The sequence below is a fragment of the Microbacterium sp. DT81.1 genome (genome assembly GCF_049844955.1).
Taxonomy (GTDB): Bacteria; Actinomycetota; Actinomycetes; order Actinomycetales; family Microbacteriaceae; genus Microbacterium.
This window is the reverse complement of the sequence record NZ_JBNCMA010000002.1, coordinates 253736-275492: the sequence shown is the minus strand read 5'-3', so window position 1 is coordinate 275492 and position 21757 is coordinate 253736. Positions and strand designations below refer to the sequence as shown.

At 70.0% G+C, this 21757-nt stretch carries 22 protein-coding genes; 10 read left to right on the top strand and 12 right to left on the bottom strand.

Features of this window, described 5'->3' with window-relative positions:
* Positions 1-140 precede the first annotated feature (140 nt).
* The 5 genes from ACLQ2Q_RS06455 (at position 141) to ACLQ2Q_RS06435 (ending at position 5712) form a co-directional block, all read left to right on the top strand.
* Entirely contained in the window at positions 141-1289 is a 1149-nt protein-coding gene (locus tag ACLQ2Q_RS06455; RefSeq protein ID WP_425819175.1) for an NAD(P) transhydrogenase subunit alpha, read from the top strand.
* Positions 1289-1669: an NAD(P) transhydrogenase subunit alpha gene (locus ACLQ2Q_RS06450; protein WP_425819173.1), complete on the top strand. Its 381-nt coding sequence runs from the start codon at positions 1289-1291 to the stop codon at positions 1667-1669. Before ACLQ2Q_RS06455 ends, ACLQ2Q_RS06450 begins: the two co-directional genes overlap by 1 nt.
* The gene (locus tag ACLQ2Q_RS06445) at positions 1666-3042 is read left to right on the top strand and encodes an NAD(P)(+) transhydrogenase (Re/Si-specific) subunit beta (protein ID WP_425819171.1); all 1377 of its coding nucleotides are present in this window, start codon (positions 1666-1668) and stop codon (positions 3040-3042) included. The genes ACLQ2Q_RS06450 and ACLQ2Q_RS06445 overlap by 4 nt, the downstream gene beginning before the upstream one ends.
* 322 nt (positions 3043-3364) lie before the next feature.
* Positions 3365-4390 (top strand): glycosyltransferase, encoded by a 1026-nt coding sequence (locus ACLQ2Q_RS06440; RefSeq protein WP_425819169.1) that lies wholly within the window; start codon positions 3365-3367, stop codon positions 4388-4390.
* 62 nt (positions 4391-4452) lie between these two features.
* Entirely contained in the window at positions 4453-5712 is a 1260-nt protein-coding gene (locus tag ACLQ2Q_RS06435) for a family 1 glycosylhydrolase (RefSeq protein ID WP_425819167.1), read from the top strand.
* 36 nt (positions 5713-5748) lie between these two features.
* On the opposite strand, the gene ACLQ2Q_RS06430 is transcribed toward ACLQ2Q_RS06435, so the two are convergent.
* The 9 genes from ACLQ2Q_RS06430 to ACLQ2Q_RS06390 form a co-directional block, all read right to left on the bottom strand.
* A complete protein-coding gene (locus ACLQ2Q_RS06430; RefSeq protein ID WP_425819165.1) occupies positions 5749-6243 on the bottom strand; it encodes a metallophosphoesterase family protein in 495 nt (164 codons plus the stop codon).
* Positions 6244-6259: 16 nt separating this feature from the next.
* On the bottom strand, positions 6260-6664 hold the full coding sequence (locus ACLQ2Q_RS06425; protein WP_425819163.1) for a type II toxin-antitoxin system VapC family toxin: 405 nt from the start codon (positions 6662-6664) through the stop codon (positions 6260-6262).
* A gap of 43 nt (positions 6665-6707) precedes the next feature.
* A complete protein-coding gene (locus ACLQ2Q_RS06420) occupies positions 6708-6881 on the bottom strand; it encodes a hypothetical protein (RefSeq protein WP_425819161.1) in 174 nt (57 codons plus the stop codon).
* A gap of 105 nt (positions 6882-6986) precedes the next feature.
* Complete coding sequence (sufU, locus tag ACLQ2Q_RS06415) at positions 6987-7436, bottom strand: Fe-S cluster assembly sulfur transfer protein SufU (protein ID WP_425819159.1); 450 nt, start codon at positions 7434-7436, stop codon at positions 6987-6989.
* Entirely contained in the window at positions 7433-8866 is a 1434-nt protein-coding gene (locus ACLQ2Q_RS06410) for an aminotransferase class V-fold PLP-dependent enzyme (RefSeq protein WP_425819157.1), read from the bottom strand. Before ACLQ2Q_RS06410 ends, sufU begins: the two co-directional genes overlap by 4 nt.
* A 365-nt stretch (positions 8867-9231) precedes the next feature.
* The gene (locus tag ACLQ2Q_RS06405; protein ID WP_425819155.1) at positions 9232-9858 is read right to left on the bottom strand and encodes a bifunctional 4-hydroxy-2-oxoglutarate aldolase/2-dehydro-3-deoxy-phosphogluconate aldolase; all 627 of its coding nucleotides are present in this window, start codon (positions 9856-9858) and stop codon (positions 9232-9234) included.
* Positions 9855-10775, bottom strand: coding sequence for a sugar kinase (locus ACLQ2Q_RS06400; RefSeq protein WP_425819153.1), 921 nt, complete (start codon positions 10773-10775; stop codon positions 9855-9857). The genes ACLQ2Q_RS06405 and ACLQ2Q_RS06400 overlap by 4 nt, the downstream gene beginning before the upstream one ends.
* A gap of 81 nt (positions 10776-10856) precedes the next feature.
* Positions 10857-11831: a Gfo/Idh/MocA family protein gene (locus tag ACLQ2Q_RS06395; protein WP_425819151.1), complete on the bottom strand. Its 975-nt coding sequence runs from the start codon at positions 11829-11831 to the stop codon at positions 10857-10859.
* Between the two features lie 66 nt (positions 11832-11897).
* Positions 11898-12566 (bottom strand): GAP family protein, encoded by a 669-nt coding sequence (locus ACLQ2Q_RS06390; protein ID WP_425819148.1) that lies wholly within the window; start codon positions 12564-12566, stop codon positions 11898-11900.
* Positions 12567-12759: 193 nt separating this feature from the next.
* Between ACLQ2Q_RS06390 and ACLQ2Q_RS06385 the strand changes: the two genes are divergently transcribed.
* Entirely contained in the window at positions 12760-13095 is a 336-nt protein-coding gene (locus tag ACLQ2Q_RS06385; RefSeq protein ID WP_425819146.1) for a hypothetical protein, read from the top strand.
* Positions 13096-13135: 40 nt separating this feature from the next.
* Here the strand turns inward: ACLQ2Q_RS06385 and ACLQ2Q_RS06380 are convergent, their stop codons facing one another.
* From ACLQ2Q_RS06380 to ACLQ2Q_RS06370, 3 genes are all read right to left on the bottom strand, one after another.
* Positions 13136-14428 carry an MGH1-like glycoside hydrolase domain-containing protein gene (locus ACLQ2Q_RS06380; RefSeq protein ID WP_425819144.1) on the bottom strand — a complete coding sequence of 431 codons (1293 nt, stop codon included), beginning with the start codon at positions 14426-14428 and terminating at the stop codon, positions 13136-13138.
* Positions 14429-14527: 99 nt separating this feature from the next.
* Positions 14528-15334 carry a sugar phosphate isomerase/epimerase family protein gene (locus tag ACLQ2Q_RS06375; RefSeq protein WP_425819142.1) on the bottom strand — a complete coding sequence of 269 codons (807 nt, stop codon included), beginning with the start codon at positions 15332-15334 and terminating at the stop codon, positions 14528-14530.
* The gene (locus ACLQ2Q_RS06370) at positions 15331-16377 is read right to left on the bottom strand and encodes a zinc-dependent alcohol dehydrogenase (protein WP_425819140.1); all 1047 of its coding nucleotides are present in this window, start codon (positions 16375-16377) and stop codon (positions 15331-15333) included. The genes ACLQ2Q_RS06375 and ACLQ2Q_RS06370 overlap by 4 nt, the downstream gene beginning before the upstream one ends.
* Before the next feature lie 257 nt (positions 16378-16634).
* Between ACLQ2Q_RS06370 and ACLQ2Q_RS06365 the strand changes: the two genes are divergently transcribed.
* The 4 genes from ACLQ2Q_RS06365 (at position 16635) to ACLQ2Q_RS06350 (ending at position 21381) form a co-directional block, all read left to right on the top strand.
* Complete coding sequence (locus ACLQ2Q_RS06365; RefSeq protein WP_425819138.1) at positions 16635-18020, top strand: ABC transporter substrate-binding protein; 1386 nt, start codon at positions 16635-16637, stop codon at positions 18018-18020.
* 194 nt (positions 18021-18214) lie between these two features.
* The gene (locus tag ACLQ2Q_RS06360) at positions 18215-19237 is read left to right on the top strand and encodes a carbohydrate ABC transporter permease (protein WP_425819136.1); all 1023 of its coding nucleotides are present in this window, start codon (positions 18215-18217) and stop codon (positions 19235-19237) included.
* Positions 19234-20169 carry a carbohydrate ABC transporter permease gene (locus tag ACLQ2Q_RS06355; RefSeq protein ID WP_425819134.1) on the top strand — a complete coding sequence of 312 codons (936 nt, stop codon included), beginning with the start codon at positions 19234-19236 and terminating at the stop codon, positions 20167-20169. Before ACLQ2Q_RS06360 ends, ACLQ2Q_RS06355 begins: the two co-directional genes overlap by 4 nt.
* Positions 20170-21381 carry an ROK family protein gene (locus tag ACLQ2Q_RS06350; protein ID WP_425819132.1) on the top strand — a complete coding sequence of 404 codons (1212 nt, stop codon included), beginning with the start codon at positions 20170-20172 and terminating at the stop codon, positions 21379-21381.
* The last annotated feature ends 376 nt before the right edge of the window (positions 21382-21757 follow it).

The following is a 21757-nucleotide window of genomic DNA, read 5'->3' as shown; positions in this document are numbered from 1 at the left end:
GTTCAGGCGGTGGGCCGGAATTTCGTGGGGTGGGTGTTGTTCGCCCTCACCCCGCCCGATCACCGCCCAGACGTCGCCCCGCGACTCTATGGTGGAAAGCGGGGCACACTGCTGTGCACCGAGGCAACTCAGGGAGTTCTGTGTCGACGACGATCATGGTCCGCGCCGAGCACGCCGCCGGCGAGCGGCGGGTCTCCGCCACCCCGGACAGCGTGAAGAAGCTCACCGCGGCGGGAGCCACGGTGCTGGTCGCGTCCGGCGCTGGAGCGGGTGCGCTCCTGACCGACGCCATGTACGAGGCCGCCGGAGCGCGGATCGTCGCTCCCGACGAACCCCACGCCGCCGACGTGTACTTCCACGTGCGGCCTCTGGAGCCGGCAGAGGTCGCGGCCTTGCCCCGGGGCGCCGTCACAATCGGCACCGCCGACCCCTTCACACATCCCGAGAGCGTCGCGGCGGCCCGCGACCGGGGCGTCACCATGCTCGCCCTCGACCTGCTCCCCCGCATCTCCCGCGCGCAATCCATGGACGTGCTCTCGTCGCAGTCGTTCGTCGCCGGATACCGGCTGGTGACGATGGCGGCGGATGCCTTCGGCCGCATGTTCCCGATGTCGATGACCGCCGCCGGAACACTGGCCCCGACCCGCGTGCTCGTGCTCGGCGCCGGTGTCGCCGGGCTGCAGGCGATCGCCACGGCCAAGCGCCTCGGAGCAGTCGTCTCGGCGAACGACGTTCGCGCGGCATCCGCCGACGAGGTGCGCTCCGTCGGCGGCACCTTCATCGACCTCGACCTCGAGACTGCCGACGCCTCCGGGGGCTACGCGAAGGCGCTCGGCGAAGACCGTGCCCGCCGCCAGCAGGAGCTGCTCACCCCGCACCTCGTGGCATCCGACATCGTGATCACCACCGCGGCCGTCCCCGGGCGAGCCGCCCCCCGCCTCGTGACAGCGCAGATGCTGGCCGGCATGCGCCCCGGGTCGGTGCTGGTCGACCTCGCCGCGGAATCCGGCGGGAACGTCGAGGGATCCGTGCCGGGCGAACGCCGTGCGGTCGAGGTGGCCGGCGGAACCGCCACACTGATCGGCGCACGCAACATCCACTCCGACCTCCCGGTCGATGCGTCGAAGCTGCTGGGAATGAACTACGCCAACTTCCTCGTCCCGCTGCTCACCGACGGCACCCTCGCCCTCGACTTCTCCGACGAGCTCGTCGCGGGTTGCGCGCTCACCCACGACGGCGCCGTCACGCAGGCCCGCATCGCAGAACTGCTGGAAGGAGCGGCCCGCTGATGGATCCGTTCGCCCTCATCACGATCACCGTGCTCGCGATCTTCCTCGGCTTCGAGGTCGTCTCCAAGGTCTCGAGCACCCTGCACACCCCTCTGATGTCGGAGGCCAATGCGATCCACGGCATCATCCTGCTCGGCGCCATCATGGTGGCGGGGCAGGCGGACGAACCTGTGACGCTGACGCTGTCGATCGTCGCCGTGCTGCTCGCCACGATGAATGTGGTCGGCGGATTCGTGGTCACCGACCGCATGCTCGTCATGTTCTCGGGCGGCCGGAGAGGCTCGTCGACGAAGAAGAAGCCGATGGATGCCGGAGGCGGAATATCTCCTGGTTCGTCTCCCAATGCGGATGCCGCGAGCCTCGACGAGGCCGCCCAGTGAAGCTCCTCAGCCCCGAGACCGTCACGGCCGTCTACCTCGTCGCGGCGGTGCTGTTCATCCTCGCCCTCAAGGGCCTGAGCAATCCCCGGTCCGCTCGCCGGGCCAACCTGCTCGGCGCCGCCGGCGCGGCTCTCGCGGTGCTCGCCTACGTGTTCAGCACCACGATCCACAACATGGTCTGGATCGCCCTCGCCGTCGCGATCGGATCCGTCATCGCGGTCATCGCGTCGCGACGCGTGCAGATGACCCAGATGCCGCAGCTCGTCGCCGCCTTCAACGGCGTGGGCGGCGGCGCCGCCGCGCTCGTCGCCGTCGTCGAGGTCACGCACAGCGAGAGCGCGTGGACCCTCGGCGTCGTGGCCGTCACCACCCTCATCGGCGGCGTCTCGCTCACCGGATCGTTCGTCACCTTCGGCAAGCTCCAGGGCGTGATCACCACGAGGGCGGTCGTCTTCCCCGGCCTGCGCGTGCTGCTGGTGCTCGCTCTGCTCGGGGCGATCGGACTCGGCGTCGCACTCGCCGTCACGGGCGACATCCTCTTCGCCTACGCCCTCCTCGCGGTCGGCATGCTGCTCGGCGTGCTGCTCGTCCTGCCCATCGGCGGCGCAGACGTGCCCATCGTGATCTCGCTGCTGAACGCGTTCACGGGTCTTGCGGTCGCGGCATCCGGTCTCGTACTCGGCAACGTGCTGCTGCTGATCGCGGGCACGCTCGTCGGGGCCAGCGGAACGATCCTCACGATGGCGATGGCCAAGGCCATGGGTCGCACGGTCACGGGCATCGTGTTCGGCGCGTTCACTGCCGTGGCATCGGGCACAAGCGGGGCGGCCGATGACCGGCCGATCCGCACGATGGATGCCGATGACGTGGCGATCCTCTTGGAGTATGCGCAGACGATCGTGATCGTGCCCGGATACGGGCTGGCCGTCGCCCAGGCGCACCACGCGGCGGCCGAGCTCGCCGAGCTGCTGCGAGAGCGGGGCGCCGACGTCGTCTTCGGCATCCATCCTGTCGCGGGCCGAATGCCCGGCCACATGAACGTGCTGCTCGCAGAGGCCAACGTGCCGTATGAATCACTCGTCGAGATGGACGAGATCAACGGGCGGTTCAAGGCGACCGACCTCGTGCTCGTCATCGGCGCGAACGACGTGGTCAATCCCGCCGCCAAGACATCCCCCGGATCGCCGATCTACGGGATGCCGATCCTCGAGGTCGCCGACGCCAGGCAGATCGTGTTCCTCAAGCGCAGCCTGAACCCCGGTTTCGCCGGCATCGAGAACGAGCTCTTCTACGACCCCAAGGTGGCGATCGTGCTGGGCGACGCCAAGGCGACCCTCTCGAAAGTCCTCGCCGGGGTGAAGGCGCCCGCCTGATCGCGGGGCAAGGCGCCCGCCTGATCGCGCGCTGCCCGGCGCCTGCGCGGGGCAACGCGCAGCCTGATCGCGCGACCTCAACCCGCCCGACCAAGATCGCCCGCGGGTGCGTGTAGCTCAGGTGTCCCCGTGAGTCAAGGGTGTGAGGAAGAACCGCCCGTTCTCGCACACTGAGGCAATGAACACGCCACCTTCTCCGCCTCGAAACCTGCCGGACTTGGTCTGCTTCTCGCACCTTCGCTGGGATTTCGTGTACCAACGCCCCCAGCACCTGATGAGCAGATTCGCGCGTGAGCGAAGGGTCCTCTTCATCGAGGAGCCCATGTTCGAGTCCGTGGCGCGGGCCGCCCTCCGCGTCGACCGACGCAGGGACGGTGTGGATGTGATCGTGCCCGTGCTCCCCGAAGGACTCTCGGCCCGCGAGGCCATCCTGGCTCAGGAGTCGCTGATCTCCGACTACCTCGATGCCCGCAGCGAGCGGCCGACATTCTGGTTCCAGACTCCCATGGCGTTCTCGTTCGCCCCGCTCGACCGGGCGGGCGCCGTGATCTACGACTGCATGGACGAACTCAGCGGCTTCAAGGACGCGCCCCCGGCACTCGCCTTCAACGAGAAGCAGCTGCTCGGCCGCGCCGACCTCGTCTTCACCGGCGGCCGGGCCCTGTACGAGGCGAAGCGGCAGAAGCACCCCAGCGTGCACTGCTTCCCGAGCGGCATCGACACGAAGCACTTCGGTCGCGCACGCGATCACCGCCGGAACGCACTTCGGTCGATGCACCGGCCGGCGACCGACCGCCCCCGCGTGGGATTCGCCGGGGTGATCGACGAGCGCATGGATGTCGAGCTGCTCGCCGCCGTGGCCTCGGCGCTGCCCGGAATGGACTTCGACATCGTCGGTCCCGTCGTCAAGATCGACCCCGATCTGCTCCCTGTCGGGGACAACATCCGCTACCTCGGCATGCAGGACTACGCCGTACTGCCCGAACTGATGGCGGAGTGGGACGTGGCGATGATGCCCTTCGCGTGCAACGAGGCCACCCGCTTCATCAGCCCCACCAAGACCCCGGAATACCTCGCCGCCGGTCTGCCCGTCGTCTCCACCAGCATCCGGGATGTCGTCGTCCGGTACGGCGAACCGGGTCTCGTGAGCATCGCCGACGATGCCTCATCCTTCTCTCGCGCGCTGGAGGCCGCCATCGAGACGCGTGACGATCCCGCCCGGCTGCGGGCCGTGGACATCGCGCTGAAGGACAGCTCCTGGGACGGCATCTGGCAGCGGATGGCCGCACTCGAGCGCCAGGTGCTCAAGACCGCCGCAATATCGAAACCCGCCGCCGAAGCGCGATGACAGGCAACCGGGCAGCCCCCCGCCCGCAGGTCTGGGGAGGGATCGAGTGCACCGTCAATCGCGTGGGCGACTCATGGCACCGCCAGTTCGCGCGGAGCGGACACTACGAACGGCTGGAGCAGGACCTGGAGGCGTGCGCCTCGCTGGGGGTGACCGGACTGCGCTACCCGGTGCTCTGGGAGGAGGTGGAATCGCCCAGCGGCGAGCGGGACTTCACGTATGCCGACCGGGCGATGCGCTACCTCGAGCAGTCCCCGATGACCCCGATCGTCGGTCTGCTGCATCATGGCAGCGGTCCGTCCTCCACCTCGCTGGACGATCCGCAGCTGCCCGAGCGCCTCGCCGACTTCGCCGAAGACGTGGCGTGCCGGTATCCGTGGGTCTCCGACTGGACGCCGGTGAACGAGCCCCTGACGACGGCCCGCTTCTCCGGCCTGTACGGGCACTGGTATCCGCACGCCAACGATGACCCGGCGTTCGTCGCCATGCTGCTGAACGAGGTGAAGGCGACAATCCTCGCCATGCGGGCCATCCGGCGGGTGAACCCCGACGCGCGGCTGATCCAGACCGAGGACTTCGGCCGCACGGGGGGCACCCGGCCGCTGCGCGATCAGATCGCCTTCGACAACGAGCGACGGTGGCTCACTTTCGACCTGCTCAGCGGGCGCGTCGACCGCCGGCATCCGCTGTACGGCTACCTGACCGGCATGGGCGCCGCAGATCCCGCCGAGTTGCAGTGGATCGCCGCGAACGCGTGCCCGCCCGACATCCTGGGACTCAACCACTACCCGCGCAGCAACCGCTGGCTGGACCACCGCCTCGATCAGTTCCACCCCGCCTTCCATGGAGGCAACGGCCGCAAGCGCTACGCGGACGTGGCGGCATGCGATACGCACCTCGCCTCCCAGCCATCGCTGCTCTCGCTGATCGACGAGACATGGCGCCGCTACGCGACGCCGATCGCCATCACCGAGGTGCATATCTACGACCACTTCGAGGGCCAGGCGGCGTGGTGGCGCGCAGCGCTCGCGGCGGCGGAGGTCGCCGCACACCGCGGCATCCCCGTCGCGGGGGTGACCGTCTGGAGTCTTCTCGGATCATTCGACTGGGACACCCTCTGCACGACCGAGGGCGATGAGGTCACCTATGAGCCCGGCGTCTTCGAGGTGCACAACGGTGAGCGTCTGGAAACGCCGCTCGCGGAGGCGGTGCGGGATGCGGCGTACGCGGTCGACCGCGACCGTCCGCACATTCCCTGGCTGGGTTCGGACCTGCCGATCCCCTCGAGCGCTCGGGGCATCGCCGACGAAGCGGCGGCCTGACGGGCCGTCGCGACGCCCGCATCGGTACTCGGCACCTCAGACCGGCAGGAGCGCGACCTCGCGCAGCTCCCCCGCGTCGACCACGGCGGTCATCATCGTGCATACCGGCTGCCGGCGGCGGTCGGTGGGAGATCCGGGGTTGAGCAGGCGCAGGCCACGGGGCGTCGCCGAGTCCCACGGGATGTGGCTGTGCCCGAAGACGACGACGTCGGCGTCGGGAAACTGGGCGTCCATGCGGGCGTGCCGGCGCTTGGCGTCGCCTGTCTCGTGCACCACGGCGAAGCGCAGCCCGTCGATCTCGCGCCGCGCCACCTCGGGCAGACGCCCCGTCAGGTCCGGGCCGTCGTTGTTCCCGTACACCCCCAGCACGTCGCCGTAGGTCAGCAGGTCATCGAGGACGGATGCGCTGACCCAGTCGCCCGCGTGCACGATCAGGTCCGCATGCTCCGCCGCCGCCCGCACGGCATCCGGAAGCGTGCGCGCCCGACCGGGGATGTGGGTGTCCGAGATCAGCAGCAGACGTGTCGTCATGGCGGTGTGCCCGAGCTCACCCCGGAGCCGAGAGCGCGTCGAAGGGCGCCACGGTCACGACGCCCTCGACCCGCCGCGCGAGTTCCTCATCGAGGGTGACGAAGACGTCCGCCTGGAGCTTGGCGACGGCGACGTATTCGGCATCCGCCGTGTCGTCCCAGTCGAACTCCCTCGCGAGCTGCCACGCGACGCCTCGCGAAACCCGGTCGCCGAGGAGGCGCACACGCATCGTCGTGATCCCATCGAGCAGGGAGCGCGCTTCTGCCTCATCCAGGGTCCCGGCACGCACCTCGCGGTAGATGAGCGAGAGCGCCTGCGAGCGCAGAAGGTTCGGCGCGACGAGGGTGCTGCCCTCGGGCACGCTGATCCCCTCGCGAATCATCCGGACGGCGGTGGGGGCGTCGATGGCGAATCTGGTCATGCCGGAATTGTGCGCGCCGCCGCCGACATCCGCTGCCGCGGGTCTACTTCGCCCGCGTCAGCAGGTGCACGGGAACGGCCAGCGCGAGGCTGATGGCGAGGATGCCGCCGATGAAGACCAGTCCCTGCAATGCCGGCTGCGAGAACGCGAACCCGACGAGCCACATCCCGCCCAGCAGAAGTATGAGGGCCAGGGTGTAGGCGATTCCGGTACTCATCTGATTGCGCTCCTGAAGTCGGCCGGCACGAGGGATCTCCAGTTTTGCCGCAATCGCACCGCGTCACAAGCTGAGCGCCCACCCTTGCGGAAAACCAGGTGCGTGCTAGTGGGAAGGCAGCGCACCGATCGCGTCCTCGGCCGCGACCCACGCCAGCATCGCGCACTTCACTCGCGCGACGTAGCGCGAAACCCCGCCCAGCACGACGGCGTCGCCGAGCAGCTCCTCGTCGGGCTCGATCTGCCCGCGGGAGCGCATGGCGGTGCGGAAGGACCCGATGCGCTCCGTCAGTTGCGACGTCGTCAGGCCCTCGGCGAGGTCCGCCAGGAGCGATGCGGATGCCTGAGAGATGGCGCAGCCGGAGCCCTCCCAGCGCAGCTCCTCGATCGCGCCGTCGGCGGCGAGGTGCACCTGCAGCGTGACCTCGTCTCCGCAGGTCGGGTTGACCTGGTGCGACTCGGCGGCCGGCCCGCTGCGCAGCCCGAACCCGTGGGGCGTGCGGGAGTGGTCGAGGATCACCTGCTGGTACATCGCCTGCAGTTCACCGGAGCTCATGACCGCACCCCGAAGAACCGCGTGGCCGCGTCGACGCCTTCGATCAGCTGGTCGATCTCGTCGCCGGTCGTGTAGACGTACGAGCTCGCCCTCGTCGAGGAGGTGATGCCGAGCCGGCGGTGCAGGGGCTGCGCGCAGTGGTGCCCGACGCGCGCCGCGATCCCACGATCATCGAGGAACTGCCCGACATCGTGCGAGTGGATGCCGGCGACATCGAAGCTCGCGAGGCCCACCCGGGGGGCGCGGGCATCCGCGCCGAGCACGCGGACACCCGGAAGAGCCGCGAGCCCGTCGACCAGGCGCCGGCCCAGTTCGTGTTCGTGCGCGGCGATCCGGCCCATGCCGACGCCGTCCAGGTAGCCGATGGCGGCGGCGAGCGCGATCGCCTGCGACACGCGCTGGGTGCCGGCCTCGAACCGCTGCGGCGGAGGCATGTACTCGGCGGAGGTCATCGTCACGGTCGTGATCATGGAGCCCCCGGTGAGGAAGGGCGGCAGGGCGGCGAGCAGCTCCCGACGGCCGTACAGCGCACCGATCCCGGTGGGAGCCAGCATCTTGTGCCCGGAGAAGACCGCGAAGTCCACGTCGAGGGCCTTCACGTCGAGCGCAAGATGCGGCGCCGACTGGCACGCGTCGAGCAGCACGAGCGCGCCCACGGCGCGGGCACGACGCACGAGTTGGTCGACGGGATTGATCAGGCCCAGCACGTTGGAGACGTGGGTGAACGCAAGGAGCTTCGTACGGTCGTTGATCACGTCGGCAGCGCTCTCGAGTCGCAGCGAGCCGTCGTCCTCGATCGGGATGAACCGGAGGGTCGCGCCCGTGCGCGCCGCGAGCTCCTGCCACGGCAGGAGGTTCGCGTGGTGCTCCATCTCGGTGACGACGAGCTCGTCGCCCGGGCCGAGCCGGAACCGGCGGGCCTCTTCGCCGCCACGTCCGACGCTCGCGTTCGAGAAGCCGTACGCGACGAGGTTGATGGCTTCGGTCGCGTTGGAGGTCCACACGATCTCGTCCTCGGCCGCGCCGACGAACCGCGCGACCGCGCTCCGGGCGTCTTCGAACAGCTCGGTGGCCTCGGCGGCGAGAGTGTGCGCCCCGCGGTGCACGGCCGCGTTCGCGCCCTCGTAGTACGCACGCTCCGCATCGAGCACGGCGCGGGGCTTCTGGGATGTGGCCGCCGAATCCAGATAGACCAGCGGGTGGCCGCTCATCCGGGTGGCGAGGATCGGGAAGTCCGCGCGGATCCGGTGGACCTCGGCATCCGTGAGGGGGGCATCCGCGATGCGGGCATCGGTGCGGGGAGCGTCCGTGCGGGGAGCATCCGTGCGGGCGGCATCGCCGAGGAGGGCATCCCCGAGGAGGGCGTCCGTGCGGGCCGCGCCTGACAGCGGCCCGGTGCGGGTGCCGGCGGTCGATGCGTTTGTGGTCATGGTGAAAGCCTCTCGGGAACGGCGCGGCAGCAGGTGCCCGCGGCATCCGTTCTTCAAGACAAGCTTCGCAGGGTCGAGGCTATTCCGCCTGGGAGCAGCGCCCAGAGACGGAGCCCGAGACGCAGCGCGGCGAACACCACCGCCGACTCGGCGCAAAATGCGGGTGCGGACCTGCGCGACCAGCAGATAGGGACGAGCGAGCCAGGAGAGCGACCCACGAAGCGAAGCCACGAAGCGAAGCCACGAAGCGAAGCCACGAAGCCGAGCAGTGGAGGCCGCGCCAGTGGAGGCCGCGCCCAATGGAGGGCGCCGAGGCGGAGGCGCCCGGCGCGGCCAGGGACGCGCCGCTCGGGGTCAGTCCCGGCTCAGCGCGACACCCGCCGCGCGCCGAGCAGGGTCGCGAGCCGCTCGAGCTGGGCGGGATCCTCCAGGGCCGAGCCCACCGCCACGACCCTCACGCCCGCGTCGAGGAAGTCCCCCGCGTTGTTCGCATCCATGCCGCCCGTCGCGACGAAGCGCACGTCGGGGAAGGGACCGCGCAGGTGCCGGAACCAGTCGACGCCCAGCCACTGGGCGGGAAAGGCCTTCAGCCACGTCAGACCGAGCGAACGCCCGAGCTGCACGTCGCTCGGCGTCGCCACCCCGGGCAGGATCGGGATGCCGGCGTCCTGGGCCGCGCGCACGATCGCCGGGTCGAGTCCGGGTGAGACCAGATAGCGGGCTCCCGCGCGATTCGCCACGTCGATCTGCTCGACGGAGATGATCGTTCCGGCACCGACGACCTTGCCGCGTTCCGCGCCGACGCGCGCGACCTCGCGGAGCGCCGCCTCGTCCTCCGGCGTCTGGAGGGGAAGCTCCACGGAATCGATGCCGAGATCCCAGGCCGTCCTGGCGAGGGCGACGGAGCGCTCCACCCCCATGCCTCGCAGGATCGCCATGAGAGGAACATCAGCGAATGCCTCGTCGAACCATGCGGTCGTGCTGTCGGTCATCTTCCGATCCTCTCGTCGATGAAGTCTCCCGTGGTCTGCAGTGTGAGGGCCGCCCGGCCATGGCCGGCGCGCAGGCGCTTCTCGTGCGGGGCGCCGGCCAGCACGGCGGCGAGGTACCCGCCGGCGAAGGCGTCGCCCGCGCCGACGACGTCGACGACCTGCACCGAGAACGACGGTTCGAAGATCTCCAGGCCGCCGGCGAAGACCGTGGCGCCCACCTCGCCGTCCTTGACGACGAGTTCGGGGATGTCGGGGAACAGCGCCCGCACGTCCCGCGCTCGTTCGGTGCCCCAGAGTCCCTCGGCCTCATCGCGGCCCACGAAGACGAGGTCGGCCCTTCGCGCGAGTGCGGCGAGCGCTCCGGCCGCGGTGGCGGGATCCCACAGCGCGCGCCGGTCGTTCACGTCGAAGCTCACCAGCACGCCCGCCTCGCGAGCGCGCCCGATGGCGCTGTCGAGGAAGGACGCCGCCGAGCCGGAGATCGCGGCGGTGATGCCCGAGACGTGCAGGATGCCGATTCCGTCGAGGGCGAGCAGGTCGGCGTCGGCCGGGGAGAGATGCGAGGCCGCCGAATCGGACCGGTAGTAGAGGACTCCGCTGCCCGGGTCCTTGAAGTACACGCCGGTGCGGTGTGCGGCATCCATCACGACCGTGGAGACATCGACTCCCCTTCGCCCCAGCTGCGCCGCGACCCGCCGGCCGAGGGCGTCGTCTCCCAGCCGGCTGAACCATCGCGCCGGATACCCCAGCGCGGCGACGTGGGCGGCGACGTTCGACTCCGCTCCGCCGGCGTCGAGGTGGAAATCCTCGGCGTCGACAAGTCTGTGACCGGTTGCCGGCGTCACGAGCGCCATCGTCTCACCGACCGTGAGGAGCCCGGCGCCAGGGCGAGGTCGGTCCGAGGAATTGCTCGTCATACCGATCACCGTAGGGCGGCGACGGGGGCGGCGTCCATTTCGTCGATCGCCTGTTACCTCCCGCGATCGCCCACGGGCGCGTCAACCGAGCCGGGCGCGCCACTCGTCGAGAATCCGGGAGATCGCGGCACTCGACGCCCACGGCACCTCCGGCACCTCTCGGCGGCCCTCCGCGAGCGCGAGCGACACCGCGTCCGCCTCCGCGGCGAATGGATCGACCGGCTCCACCTCGATCACCCGCTCGCCCGAGTCGCCGCGCACCGTCGCGCGGGCCGGGCTCTCCTCGCGGGATCCCCACACATCGGGCACGTGGATGCTGCCGCGCGTGCCGACGATGGTCGCCTCCTCGGGCATCGCCGTCACGATGGCCGTGCGAAGCGTCGCGGTGAAGCCGCCGAAGTCCGCGACCGCGACGGCTTCGACATCCACCCCGGTCTGGCCGATGGTGCCCTCCGCAGAGACCAGCACCGGCTCGCCCCGGTCCGCCCACCGGGCGACAGCGACGGCGAGGGATGCGGGGTAGCCGCCGACATCCAGGATCGCCCCACCCGCGAGCGCCGGATCGAAGAGCCGGCCGGTGTGCTCGCCGGCCGCGAATCCGAAAGCCGCTTCCATGCTGACGAGCTCACCGATCTCCCCGCTCTGGACGACGGTCCGCAGCTCCCGGGCGAGCGGCCCGAAGCTGTGCTTGAACGCCTCCACGAACGGCCGGCCCGAGCGTTCGGCCGCCGCGAGCACCTCAGCGGTCGCCGCCGCCGTCGGGGTCACGGGCTTCTCGCAGAGGACCGCCTTGCCTGCTTCCAGCGCCGCGATCGCGAGGGGCGCGTGACCGGTGTGCACGGTGCCGATGTAGACGGCATCCACGTCGTCGCGGGCCAGCACGTCGTCATACGTGCCGTGGACGGGGGCGCCGTATCTGGACGCGAACGCCTCCGCGCGTCCCGCATCCGAACTGCCGACGGCGTGCAGCACGCCGTGCTCCGAACGCGGAAGCGCCCGCGCGAAGAAGCCACTGATCTCACCGGGTCCGAGGACCGCCCACCGAGTTCGTTCCATCGGGCGACGCTATCAGCCCGAGACCGTGTGAATCGTCGAGGCGTACGCGTCCGCCCCTGCTGCGCGTCAGAGCCGGGCGACGCCGGTCCAGATGATGGCGACGCCGATCAGGAGCAGGATGACGGCCGTCACGGACTTCATGTTGCGCGACACCCAGTCCTTCATCGACACGAGCCGCGGCGCCATCTTCTCGGGCTGCGCCATCGTCATGATGATGGGGATCGCCACGGTGGAGCACCCCACGAGGGTGTAGACCAGGATCGGCACGATCGAGCCGGCCGGCGTGAGCCCGTCGCCGCGCAGCGCGAGCGCCGCCGCCATAGCCAGAAGCAGCGCCTTCGGGCGCACGTTCAGCAGCAGGGCCACGCCGAATGCCGCCCATGGCCCGAACGAGTCCACCGCGCTCAGCCACTTCGGCATGGTCGTGGAGGGATGCCGGCGAGCGCGGACCCACTCGAACACGGCGATCGCGATGAGGGCCGCGCCGACGACGATCTCGAGGGTGCCGATGACCGTGTCCGGGCGCCTCGGCGATCGCGACGCGGGCAGGAGCTGGGCGGTCAGGGTGAAGAAGACGAGCACCACCGCGATCCCGATCACCCAGCCGATGAGGAACGGCACAGACGACTGCTGCCTCTTGGGCGAGAGCAGGATGACGATGGTCGCCAGGATCGGCACCGAGCTGAGGGCGACGGCGATCGCGATCGGAAGCATGTGACCGATCGCCTGCAGCATTCGTCGTCCCTCATGTGTGCCCGGCCGCGCACACCACAGCCACTTTCGCGCGGACGGCCGGGTGCGGTTCGTGAGCCCCAACTGTATCGGCGCGAGGGGCGGTGCGGCGAAGGGGCGACCTCGGAGGTTAGGACGCCCTTGGCCGTTCTGCAACCCCCTTCTCGGCTCCGCATCGAGCCGGAAAGATGGGTGCATGCTCGAGTTGCACTACACCGGAGACAGGATCCTGATGGCCGACGCCATCGGAGAAGCGGTGATGCGCTACGCCAGCGCGCTTGCCGAGGCGAAGACGTCCGATGTCATCGTGGTGCCCGTCATAGACGACAAGGGCCAGCCCTCGCAGGCGGAGCTGCTGATCGGGCCCGCGAGCCAGCTCTATTCCACCCCCGCTCCCGACGCGGACGAGGTGGGCGCCGACCCGGCGGTGATCGCGGAGCTCGATCGCCGCGCACGCCGGCTTCTGCCGTCGCTGGCGCAGCCGGTCGAGCGTTCGGAGTCCTCGTCGTACTTCGACCCCGACATGGCGTAGCCGGCAGGGGGTCCTCGGTTCTAGACGAGGATGCGCAGCGTCATGCGGTCTCTCCGCTTCTGTGAAGGCGTTCGAAGAGGTCCAGGCTCAGCGCCGCGGTCCAGCTGAACTTCATCGTTCCCCGCGGTTCGCCGGTGTGCGGGTCCACGTACTCCGGAAAGTCGTGACCGAGGCCGAGATCGGCCATCTGGCTGGACAGGTCGCGCGCCGCATCGTCGTAGCCGCGCTCATAGAGCGCTTCGGCGATGAGCCAGGCGGTGTTGAACCACGACGGCCCACGCCAGTAGCGGGCGGAGTCGAAGGTGGGCGCCGTCAGGTCATGGCTCGGCACGAGGGCTGCCGACCCGAGTCCGAAGTGCGGCGAGTGCAGCGTCTCGAGCAGCCGTTCCGTGCGCGGGAGCTCGGGCACCAGCAGCGGGAGGAGGCCCGAGACGGTGCGAAAGCGCTCGTGCCGCCCGGCGATCACGTCGCGGGCGACATAGCATCCGAGCTGGTCGTCCCACAGGGAGTCGAGCGATTCCCCGAGCGCCCTGGCCCGGCTCCGATGGGGCTGCGGATCCTCGCCGAGCAGCTCCGCGATCCGTGTCATCGCCCACTCCGACCGGATGAAGAGCGCGTTGACGGCGGGGTCCTCGAGCACGAACGGGTAGCCATCGTCGCGGTCATCGCAGTCGTGGTCGCGGTATCGGGCGGCCAGGTAGAGGTACTTGCCGTATTCGGCGTTCGACGGCCGATGGCCCGCGTCGGCATGCGCCAGGTCCGGCCGAGGGATGTCGCCCTCGTAGGACTCGCCGATGCGAGCCAGCGGGCCGTCCCAGAACGGCGAGTTGTCCATCCCGCTCTCCCACGGGTGCACGACGTGCACGAGACCTGACGCTCCGGTGCGACGGTCGGCGAGGTAGTCGTGCCAGGCGCGCAGCGCCGGGTAGGCGCGCTCCAGGAACCGCCGCCGAGCCGAGGTCTCGGGGTCGGCCTCGTGCACGAGCAGCACGGCCAGCGCGTGATTCGGCGGCTGGATCAGGCCGGATGTCGGCACCACGGGGCTGCCCGGGATGCGCTCGCTGTGCCAGAAGGACGGCCCGGGCGAGTACTGGACGTCCAGGCGCGGATTGAAGACGATCTGAGGAAGGCGCCCGTCGTCCCACTGCGCGCTGAGGATCGAATCCAGCTCCTGCTGCGCGCGGCGGGGCGAGATATGACGAAGACCGATCGCGATGAAGCCCGAGTCCCAGCTCCACTGGTGCGGGTAGAGGCCTGCGGCGGGAACGGTGTACGTACCGCGCCAGTTCTCCGCCAGCACCCGCGTGGCGGCCGCGATCGCCAGATCGTTCATGAGTGCAGCCCGCCGTTCATGCGTACAGCCCGCCGTTCATGAGTGCAGCCCGCCGTTCACTCGTACAGCCCGCTGTGCGCGCGGACGCAGTCCCCACGCTCACAAGTACCGCCGAAGCAGCACCGGAACCGCGGGGAGCACCGCGTCGGCCGGCCCGGACAGGCGGCTCTCGATGGCGATGGGACCGGTGTAGCCGATCGCCTGCACGGTGGCGCCGAACAGCGCCCAGTCGATGTGGCCGGCGCCGGGTTCGAGCCGATTCGAGTCGCTGGCCTGAACGTGCCCGATCAGCGGACCGGCGTGCATGAGGGCCGCAGCGGGATCTGCCTCCTCGATGTTCATGTGGTACGTGTCCGCACCGATCCGCACGGAGTCGAGGCCGATCAGCCGGATCAGGCGGGCGGCGTCGGCCAGCGTGTTGACCATGTGGTCCTCGTAGCGGTTGAGGGGCTCGAGATAGACGCTCACGCCCTCCTGCTCCGCGACGCGGCCGAGCGCGCCGAGTGAGTCGACGAGCACCTGCGTGTCCTGTTCGGGGGTGCGCGGCGGCTCGAACGGCGGCAGCCGGCGGGAGAACATGCCCCACGATGCGGGCGTCATCGCCCCGCGGCCCCCCAGGGCGGCGACGACGCGCAGCTGATCGGACATCTGGGCGACGGCATCCCGGCGCAGGTCGTCGTCGAACGCGCCGATGAAGTGGCTCATCTCGACGCACACCGTCGGCATGTGCACTCCTGCCCTGAGCGCCCGCTGCAGGTCGGGCAGGCGGGCCGAGAGCGCGCGCTCCCCTTGGCCGCGCAGTTCGATGCCGTCGTACCCCCACGACTGTGCGAGGTCCCACTTCTCCTCGAGAGTGTCTCCCTTCAGCACCTGTTCCTGCACGCACACGGCGTTGATGGGGCTCATGAGGGGTCCTCCCGAAGATCGAGAACGACCTGCAGCGCTTCCTGCGGCGTCTCATCGAGCATCCGGTATGCCTCCGCGACGCCGTCCAGCGTGATGGTGTGGGTGATGAGCGCCGTGACGTCGAGGCGTTCCTCCGCCGCCAGGCCGAGGGCGGTGCGGTTGAGCCGCAGTCTGTCCCATCGATGGCTGAGCGATGGCGACGAGCCGGAGATCTGCGAGCACACGAGCTGCACCCGGTTGTGGTGGAACTCCTCGCCGAGACGCAGGCCGACGGCATCGCCCTGGATGAATCCGGCGACGACGACGCGGGAGTTGTATGCGACGGATCGCATGGCCTCGTGCAGGGCACGGGCGTTGCCGCTGATCTCGATCGCCACGTCGGCACCGCGACCGTCCGTGAGCTCGCGGATCCGCTCGGCGACGCCCTCCCGCGGGTCGAGGGCGAGTTCCGCGCCGAGCGAGAGAGCGAGGTTCCTGCGGCTCTCGATGCCGTCCACGACAACGACACGCCCGCCGTTGAGCCGCGCGAGCTGCGCCACCAGCTGGCCCGGAACGCCCAGGCCGAAGACGGCCACGGTCTCGCCGATGTGGATGTCGGCGTCGAGCACGGCGTTGACCGCCACCGCGCCGATGTGCGAGAAGATGCCGATGCGCGGGTCGGCGTCGGGCGGAAGCACCCGTGCGGCCGCCTGCGCGCCGTCGAGCACGGCGGAGCTGCGGTGCCCCCACGTGCCCCACACGCGATCTCCGACGGCTACCCCATCGTGCGACGCCCCGACCTCCACGACCTCGCCCACCTCTTCGTAGCCGAGGGTCGTCACGGGGAAGGCGGGCTCCGCCGCACCGTCGCTGAAGAGGCGGGACGCCGCATCCCACTGCTTGGTGACATGCGGGCTCGTACCGCGATACGCGGTCAGTTCCGTGCCGGCGGAGATCCCCGAGTACAGGGTGCGAACGCGCACCTCCTCCGCGCGGAGAGCGGGATCGGGGTCTTCGACGACGGACACCCTCCGTGCTTCGGGGAACGTAACGCGCAAGCCCATCGGCTCACCTCTCATCCTGTCGGTCGCCACAGTATGCCCAAAGCGATGTCACCGACAAGCGTTCATCCAGAAATAGGACATAAATAAGACCGTTTCGACGCGCGCGCAAGTCCTCGTCTTTAGATTTAGTCTTGTGGTCGGACATAAAGGGGTGCTTCAATGGCGGCAGCGCTCCATGGTTGTGGATCCGAGTCGATGATGACCAGGCGTGCTCCGCCCCCGGCGGGACCTCGATCCGGCTACCGAAAGAAGAGACCATGCGCACTGTCCGCGCAGGCGTCACCGCCACCTTCACCGCCACCGCCCTGCTGCTGACCGGCTGTTCCGCCGGCGGCGGCGAGGAGACGGACGACAGCATTCTGATCTGGACCGTCGAAGACGTCGCCGAGCGCGTCCAGGCACAGCAGGCGATCCTCGACGCGTACTCCGAGGAGGCGGGCGTCGAGATCGAACTCGTGGCGCTCGCCGAGGACCAGCTGGCCACCGTGCTGGCTTCGGCCGCGGCATCCAACGAACTGCCCGACGCCATCGCGGCCGTCTCCCTCAACGGGCTCAACCAGCTCGAGACCGACGGGGTGCTCGACGCGAGTGCCGCCGATGACATCGTGGGCGAGCTGGGTGCCGACACCTTCTCACCGCGGGCGCTCGAGCTGACGCAGAACGCCGACGGCGCGCAGCTCGGTGTTCCGAGCGATGGATGGGCCCAGCTGCTCTACTACCGGACGGACCTGTTCGAGCAGGCCGGGCTCGAGGCGCCGACCACCTACGAGACCATTGCCGAAGCGGCGACCACGCTGCAGTCCCCCGCGGTCGCGGGCATCGTCGCCGCCACGGCACCGGCCGACTCCTTCACCGCTCAGACGTTCGAGCACTTCGCGCTCGCGAACGACTGCCAGCTGGTCGATGACTCCGGGGAGGTCACGCTCGAGAGCCCGGAGTGCGTCGAGGCGATCGACTTCTATACGAAGCTCATCACCGACGGGTCGGTGGAGGGCAACCAGGATGCCGACACCACGCGCGCCACGTACTTCAGCGGCGGCGCGGGGATGATCGTGTGGTCCTCGTTCCTGCTCGACGAGCTCGCGGGCCTGCGCAACGACGCCCTGCCGACCTGCCCCGAGTGCACGGACCCCGCCTACCTCGCGCAGAACACCGGCATCGTCAGCGCCATCGAGGGTCCGAGTGGCAGCGAGCCCGCATCGTTCGGGGAGATCGTGTCGTGGGCCGTGCTGAGCGGAGCCTCGTCCGAGACCCAGGGCCTCATCGAATACGTGATGGGCGACGGGTACCTCGACTGGCTGGCACTCGCCCCCGAGGGCAAGATGCCGACGCGCCTCGGCACGGCCGACAACCCCTCCGAGTTCACCGACGGCTGGAAGGAGCTCGAGGCGGGCGTCGACACCAAGGCGCTCCTCTCCTCCATCTACGGCGAGGAAGTGCTGCAGACGGTGGTGGACGCGCCCAGCACCTTCAGCCGCTGGGGCCTGCCCCAGGGCCAGGGCGCGCTCGCGGGCGCGGTCGGCGGACAGTTCGTGATGCCCAGCGTGCTCTCGGAGACCATCAACGGCGGCGTGAGCGCCGAGGACGGCGCCCGCCAGGCGGCCGAGCAGGCCAACGCCATCAAGGGAGACCTCGGCCTGTAGCCGGGGTGCGGGGGGGCCCGGCGGGGGGCCGGGGGGCGCCCCGCGGGCCCACAAAGGGCAACCCCCCACCCACCCCCCCCGGGCGCCCGCCCCCGGGGGGGCCGAGCCGCCACCCCCATTCATGGCAGCCCGCGGCGTTTCGGGGGGGGGCGGGGCGCCCGGCGGGGTCGCGGGCCGCACCGCGGGAGAACAACATGGCAACGCCAACGAACCTCGAGCCGGCTTCGACCGCCACGACATCGCCCGATCCGGCGGGCCGCAAGCCCGCCGCCCGAACCGCCAGACGGCGGACCCTCACCCAGCGCGACGCCCGCACCGGCGTCTGGCTGATGACCCCGACGCTGGTCATCGTGGTCGCGGTCGTGCTCGTCCCGCTGATCTGGTCGGTGCTGCTCGCGTTCCAGAACGTGAAGCTGATCCAGATCGGCACGGCCAACCCGTTCGGCAACTTCACGCTCGACAACTTCCGGGTCGTCTTCGCGAACGGTGCCCTCTGGGAGAGTCTGTGGACGACGATCGTGTACACCGCGGGATCGGTCGTGCTCGTCATCTTCTTCGGCCTCATCGCGGCGCTCGTCGTTCGGCGGCCGTTCCGTGGCCGCACACTGGTGCGGGCCGCGTTCCTCCTGCCGTACGTCGCGCCGGTGGTCGCCGTCACGTTCGTCTGGCGGATCATGCTGAACCCCGAGTTCGGCATCGTCAACCAGTTCGGGCAGAACGTGCTCGGGTGGGAGCGGCCCATCCCGTTCCTCACCCAGGCCTCGGGCACATGGGACGTCTTCGGCCTCGAGATCCCGGTGCCGACGGCCCTGCTGACGGTCATCGTCTTCGAGGGCTGGCGGTACTTCCCGTTCGCGTTCCTGTTCATCATGGCGAGGCTGGAGGCCCTCTCCAGCGAGCCGGAGGAGGCCGCCCTGGTCGACGGCGCCGGCCCTTTCCAGACGTTCCGCTACATCATCTGGCCGCAGCTCGTTCCGGTGATCGGCGTGCTCGCCGTGCTGCGCACGATCTGGACCTTCAACGAGTTCGACGACATCTTCCTCCTGACCGGCGGTGCCGCCGGCACGGAGGTGGCGAGCGTGCGCATCTTCGAACTGCTCACGGTTCAGCGCAACGTCGGCGCGGCATCCGCGATGTCCATGGTCATGGCCGTGCTGCTCATCCTGATGCTCGCGTTCTATCTGCTGCTCATGCGCCGTAGGGGAGAGAAAGTATGACCGCCACAGCCACCGTCGTCATGGCGGAGGAAGTCGCCGCCCGCGCGCCCAAGCGCCGGCGGCCACCGGGCTCCGGCCGTCAGCGCACGTTCCTCGCCGTCCTGCGCTGGGTCACGATCGCCCTGTTCCTGATCGCCGTGCTGGTGCCCTTCGCGTACATGGCGATCCTGTCGATCCGCCCGATCGAGAGCCTGCTGCGCAACCCGGGGACGTTCTTCCCGCCGTCGCTCAGCGAGCTCACGCTCGACACGTACCGCACGGTCCTGGCTCCCGTCTCGGAGGGGGGCCAGGGGTTCCTGACCTTCCTCGGCAACAGCGCGATCGTCGCCATCTCCTCGGTCATCCTCGCCCTGCTCATCGCGATCCCCGGCTCGTACGCCATCGCGCGGCTGCCGTTCTTCGGCCGCCGCCAGGTGAGCGCCCTGTTCCTGGCGACGTACCTCTTCCCGGCGATCGTCATCGCCATCCCGCTGTTCGTGATCTTCACGCGTCTGGGGCTGCGCGGATCGCTCGTCGGACTGATCCTCGTCTACACGGCGCAGACGGTGCCGGTCGCCATCTACATGCTGCGCAACTACTTCGAGACCGTTCCGGTGTCCATCGAAGAGGCAGGACTGATGGACGGGCTGTCCCGGGTCGGCGTCCTCCGCCGCATCACCCTGCGGCTGGCGACGCCCTCTGTCATGGCGACGGGACTCTTCGTCTTCATGATCGCGTGGAACGAGTTCCTGTTCGCCCTGCTGTTCCTCGTGGACAGGCGCCCCCTCTGGACCGTCTCGCTGGGGCTCGCGCAGCTGTCCGGGAGCATCGAAGTGCCGACTACTGTTCTTATGGCGGGGTCCGTCGTGCTCACCGTCCCGATCATCATCCTGTTCTTCCTGACGGAGCGCCTGCTGACGGGCGGGCTGACGGCCGGAGCCGAGAAGGGCTGAGTGAGCGTGTCACCGACCTCCGCAAGCGCGAGCGCCGGCGAGATCCTGGAGCTCGTGCGGTCGGGCAGGGCCACGACCCGCCGGGACGTGCAGGAGCAGACGGGCCTGTCCCGCTCCACTCTTGCGCTGCGGATGTCGCAGCTCATCGCCGCGGGATTCGTCCGCGAGTCCGGGCAGGCGGCCGCGTCGACGGGGCGCCCCGCCCGCATCCTCTCCTTCGACGAGGCTCGGCAGCTCGTGCTGTCCGTCGACATCGGGGCGACGCACGCCAATCTCGCGCTGCTGGATGCCGGCAGCCAGGTCATCATGAAGGCGCAAGCCGAGATCGACATCTCGCTCGCGCCCGAGGTGACGTTCCGTGGTCTCGCCCGGAAGCTGACGGAGCTCATCCAGCGGTCTGGGCGGCCGCTCTCGGAGGTCGTCGGCGTGGGCGTCGGCATCCCCGCGCCGGTGCGGTTCTCCTCCCAGCGCCCCAACTACCCGCCGCTCATGCCGGCATGGCACGACTTTCCGATCGCCGATGCGCTGGGGGCACACCTGGGCATCCCCGTCTTCGTCGACAACGACGCGAACCTGATGGGGCTCGGCGAAGCCCGCCAGCGGTACCCCGATGCGCCGAGCCTGCTCTTCGTCAAGGTGGGCACGGGCATCGGCGCCGGCATCATCCTGCACGGCCAGCCGGAGCGCGGCATCGCAGGCGGGGCCGGCGACATCGGGCACATCCGCGTCAACGACAGTCCGGATGCCCACCGCTGCACGTGCGGCGCGTACGGCTGCCTCGCCACCGAAGCCAGCGGCGGATCGATCGCCCGCACCCTCCGCGAAGAGGGCCGGGACGTGGCATCCGCCGCCGAAGTGAGCCGTCTCGTCGCCGGCGGCGATCCGCGCGCGGTCGCGCTCACCGAGCGGGCGGGCCGCATGCTCGGCGATGTGCTGGCGACGTCGGTGGCGCTGCTGAACCCTTCCGTCCTGGTGATCGGCGGCATCATGGCGGGCCAGTCGTCCGTGCTCGTGGATGCGGTGCGCGACCGGGTGTTCGAGCGCACCGTGCCGCTCGCGACCCGCGAGCTGTTCATCGCGACGAGCGCCCTCGGCACCGACGCGGCCATCCACGGCGCGACGCACATGGTGATCGACCAGACGTTCTCGGCGCGCGCCGTGGATGCACGTCTGCAGGCGGGCCGGCCGGAGAACGCGGGCGCGATCGCGTAGCGCGTTCGCGCGTCAGCGCAGCCCGCGGCGGCCGCTCCCCGAGTTACGAGCACAACGACGGAGATCGCGGGCGACACGCCGGGAGCGGATGCCACCGCACGGCGTGTCGCAGAGAATCCCCGCCATTGTGCACGCAGAACCCCGGAAGTCGTGAGTCCGGCTCCGCCGGATCGGCCGGGCAGGCCGACACGGGTCACAACAACTCCACTCACTCCCCTCCCCGGGATCAACGAGCACAACGGCGGAGATCGGGGGGGGACACGCCGGGAGCGGATGCCACCGCACGGCGTGTCGGGGAGAATCCCCGCCGTTGTGCACGCCGAACTCCGGACTCGTGGCTGGTTCTGGGCGATCGGCGGGCGATCGGCTGGGCCGG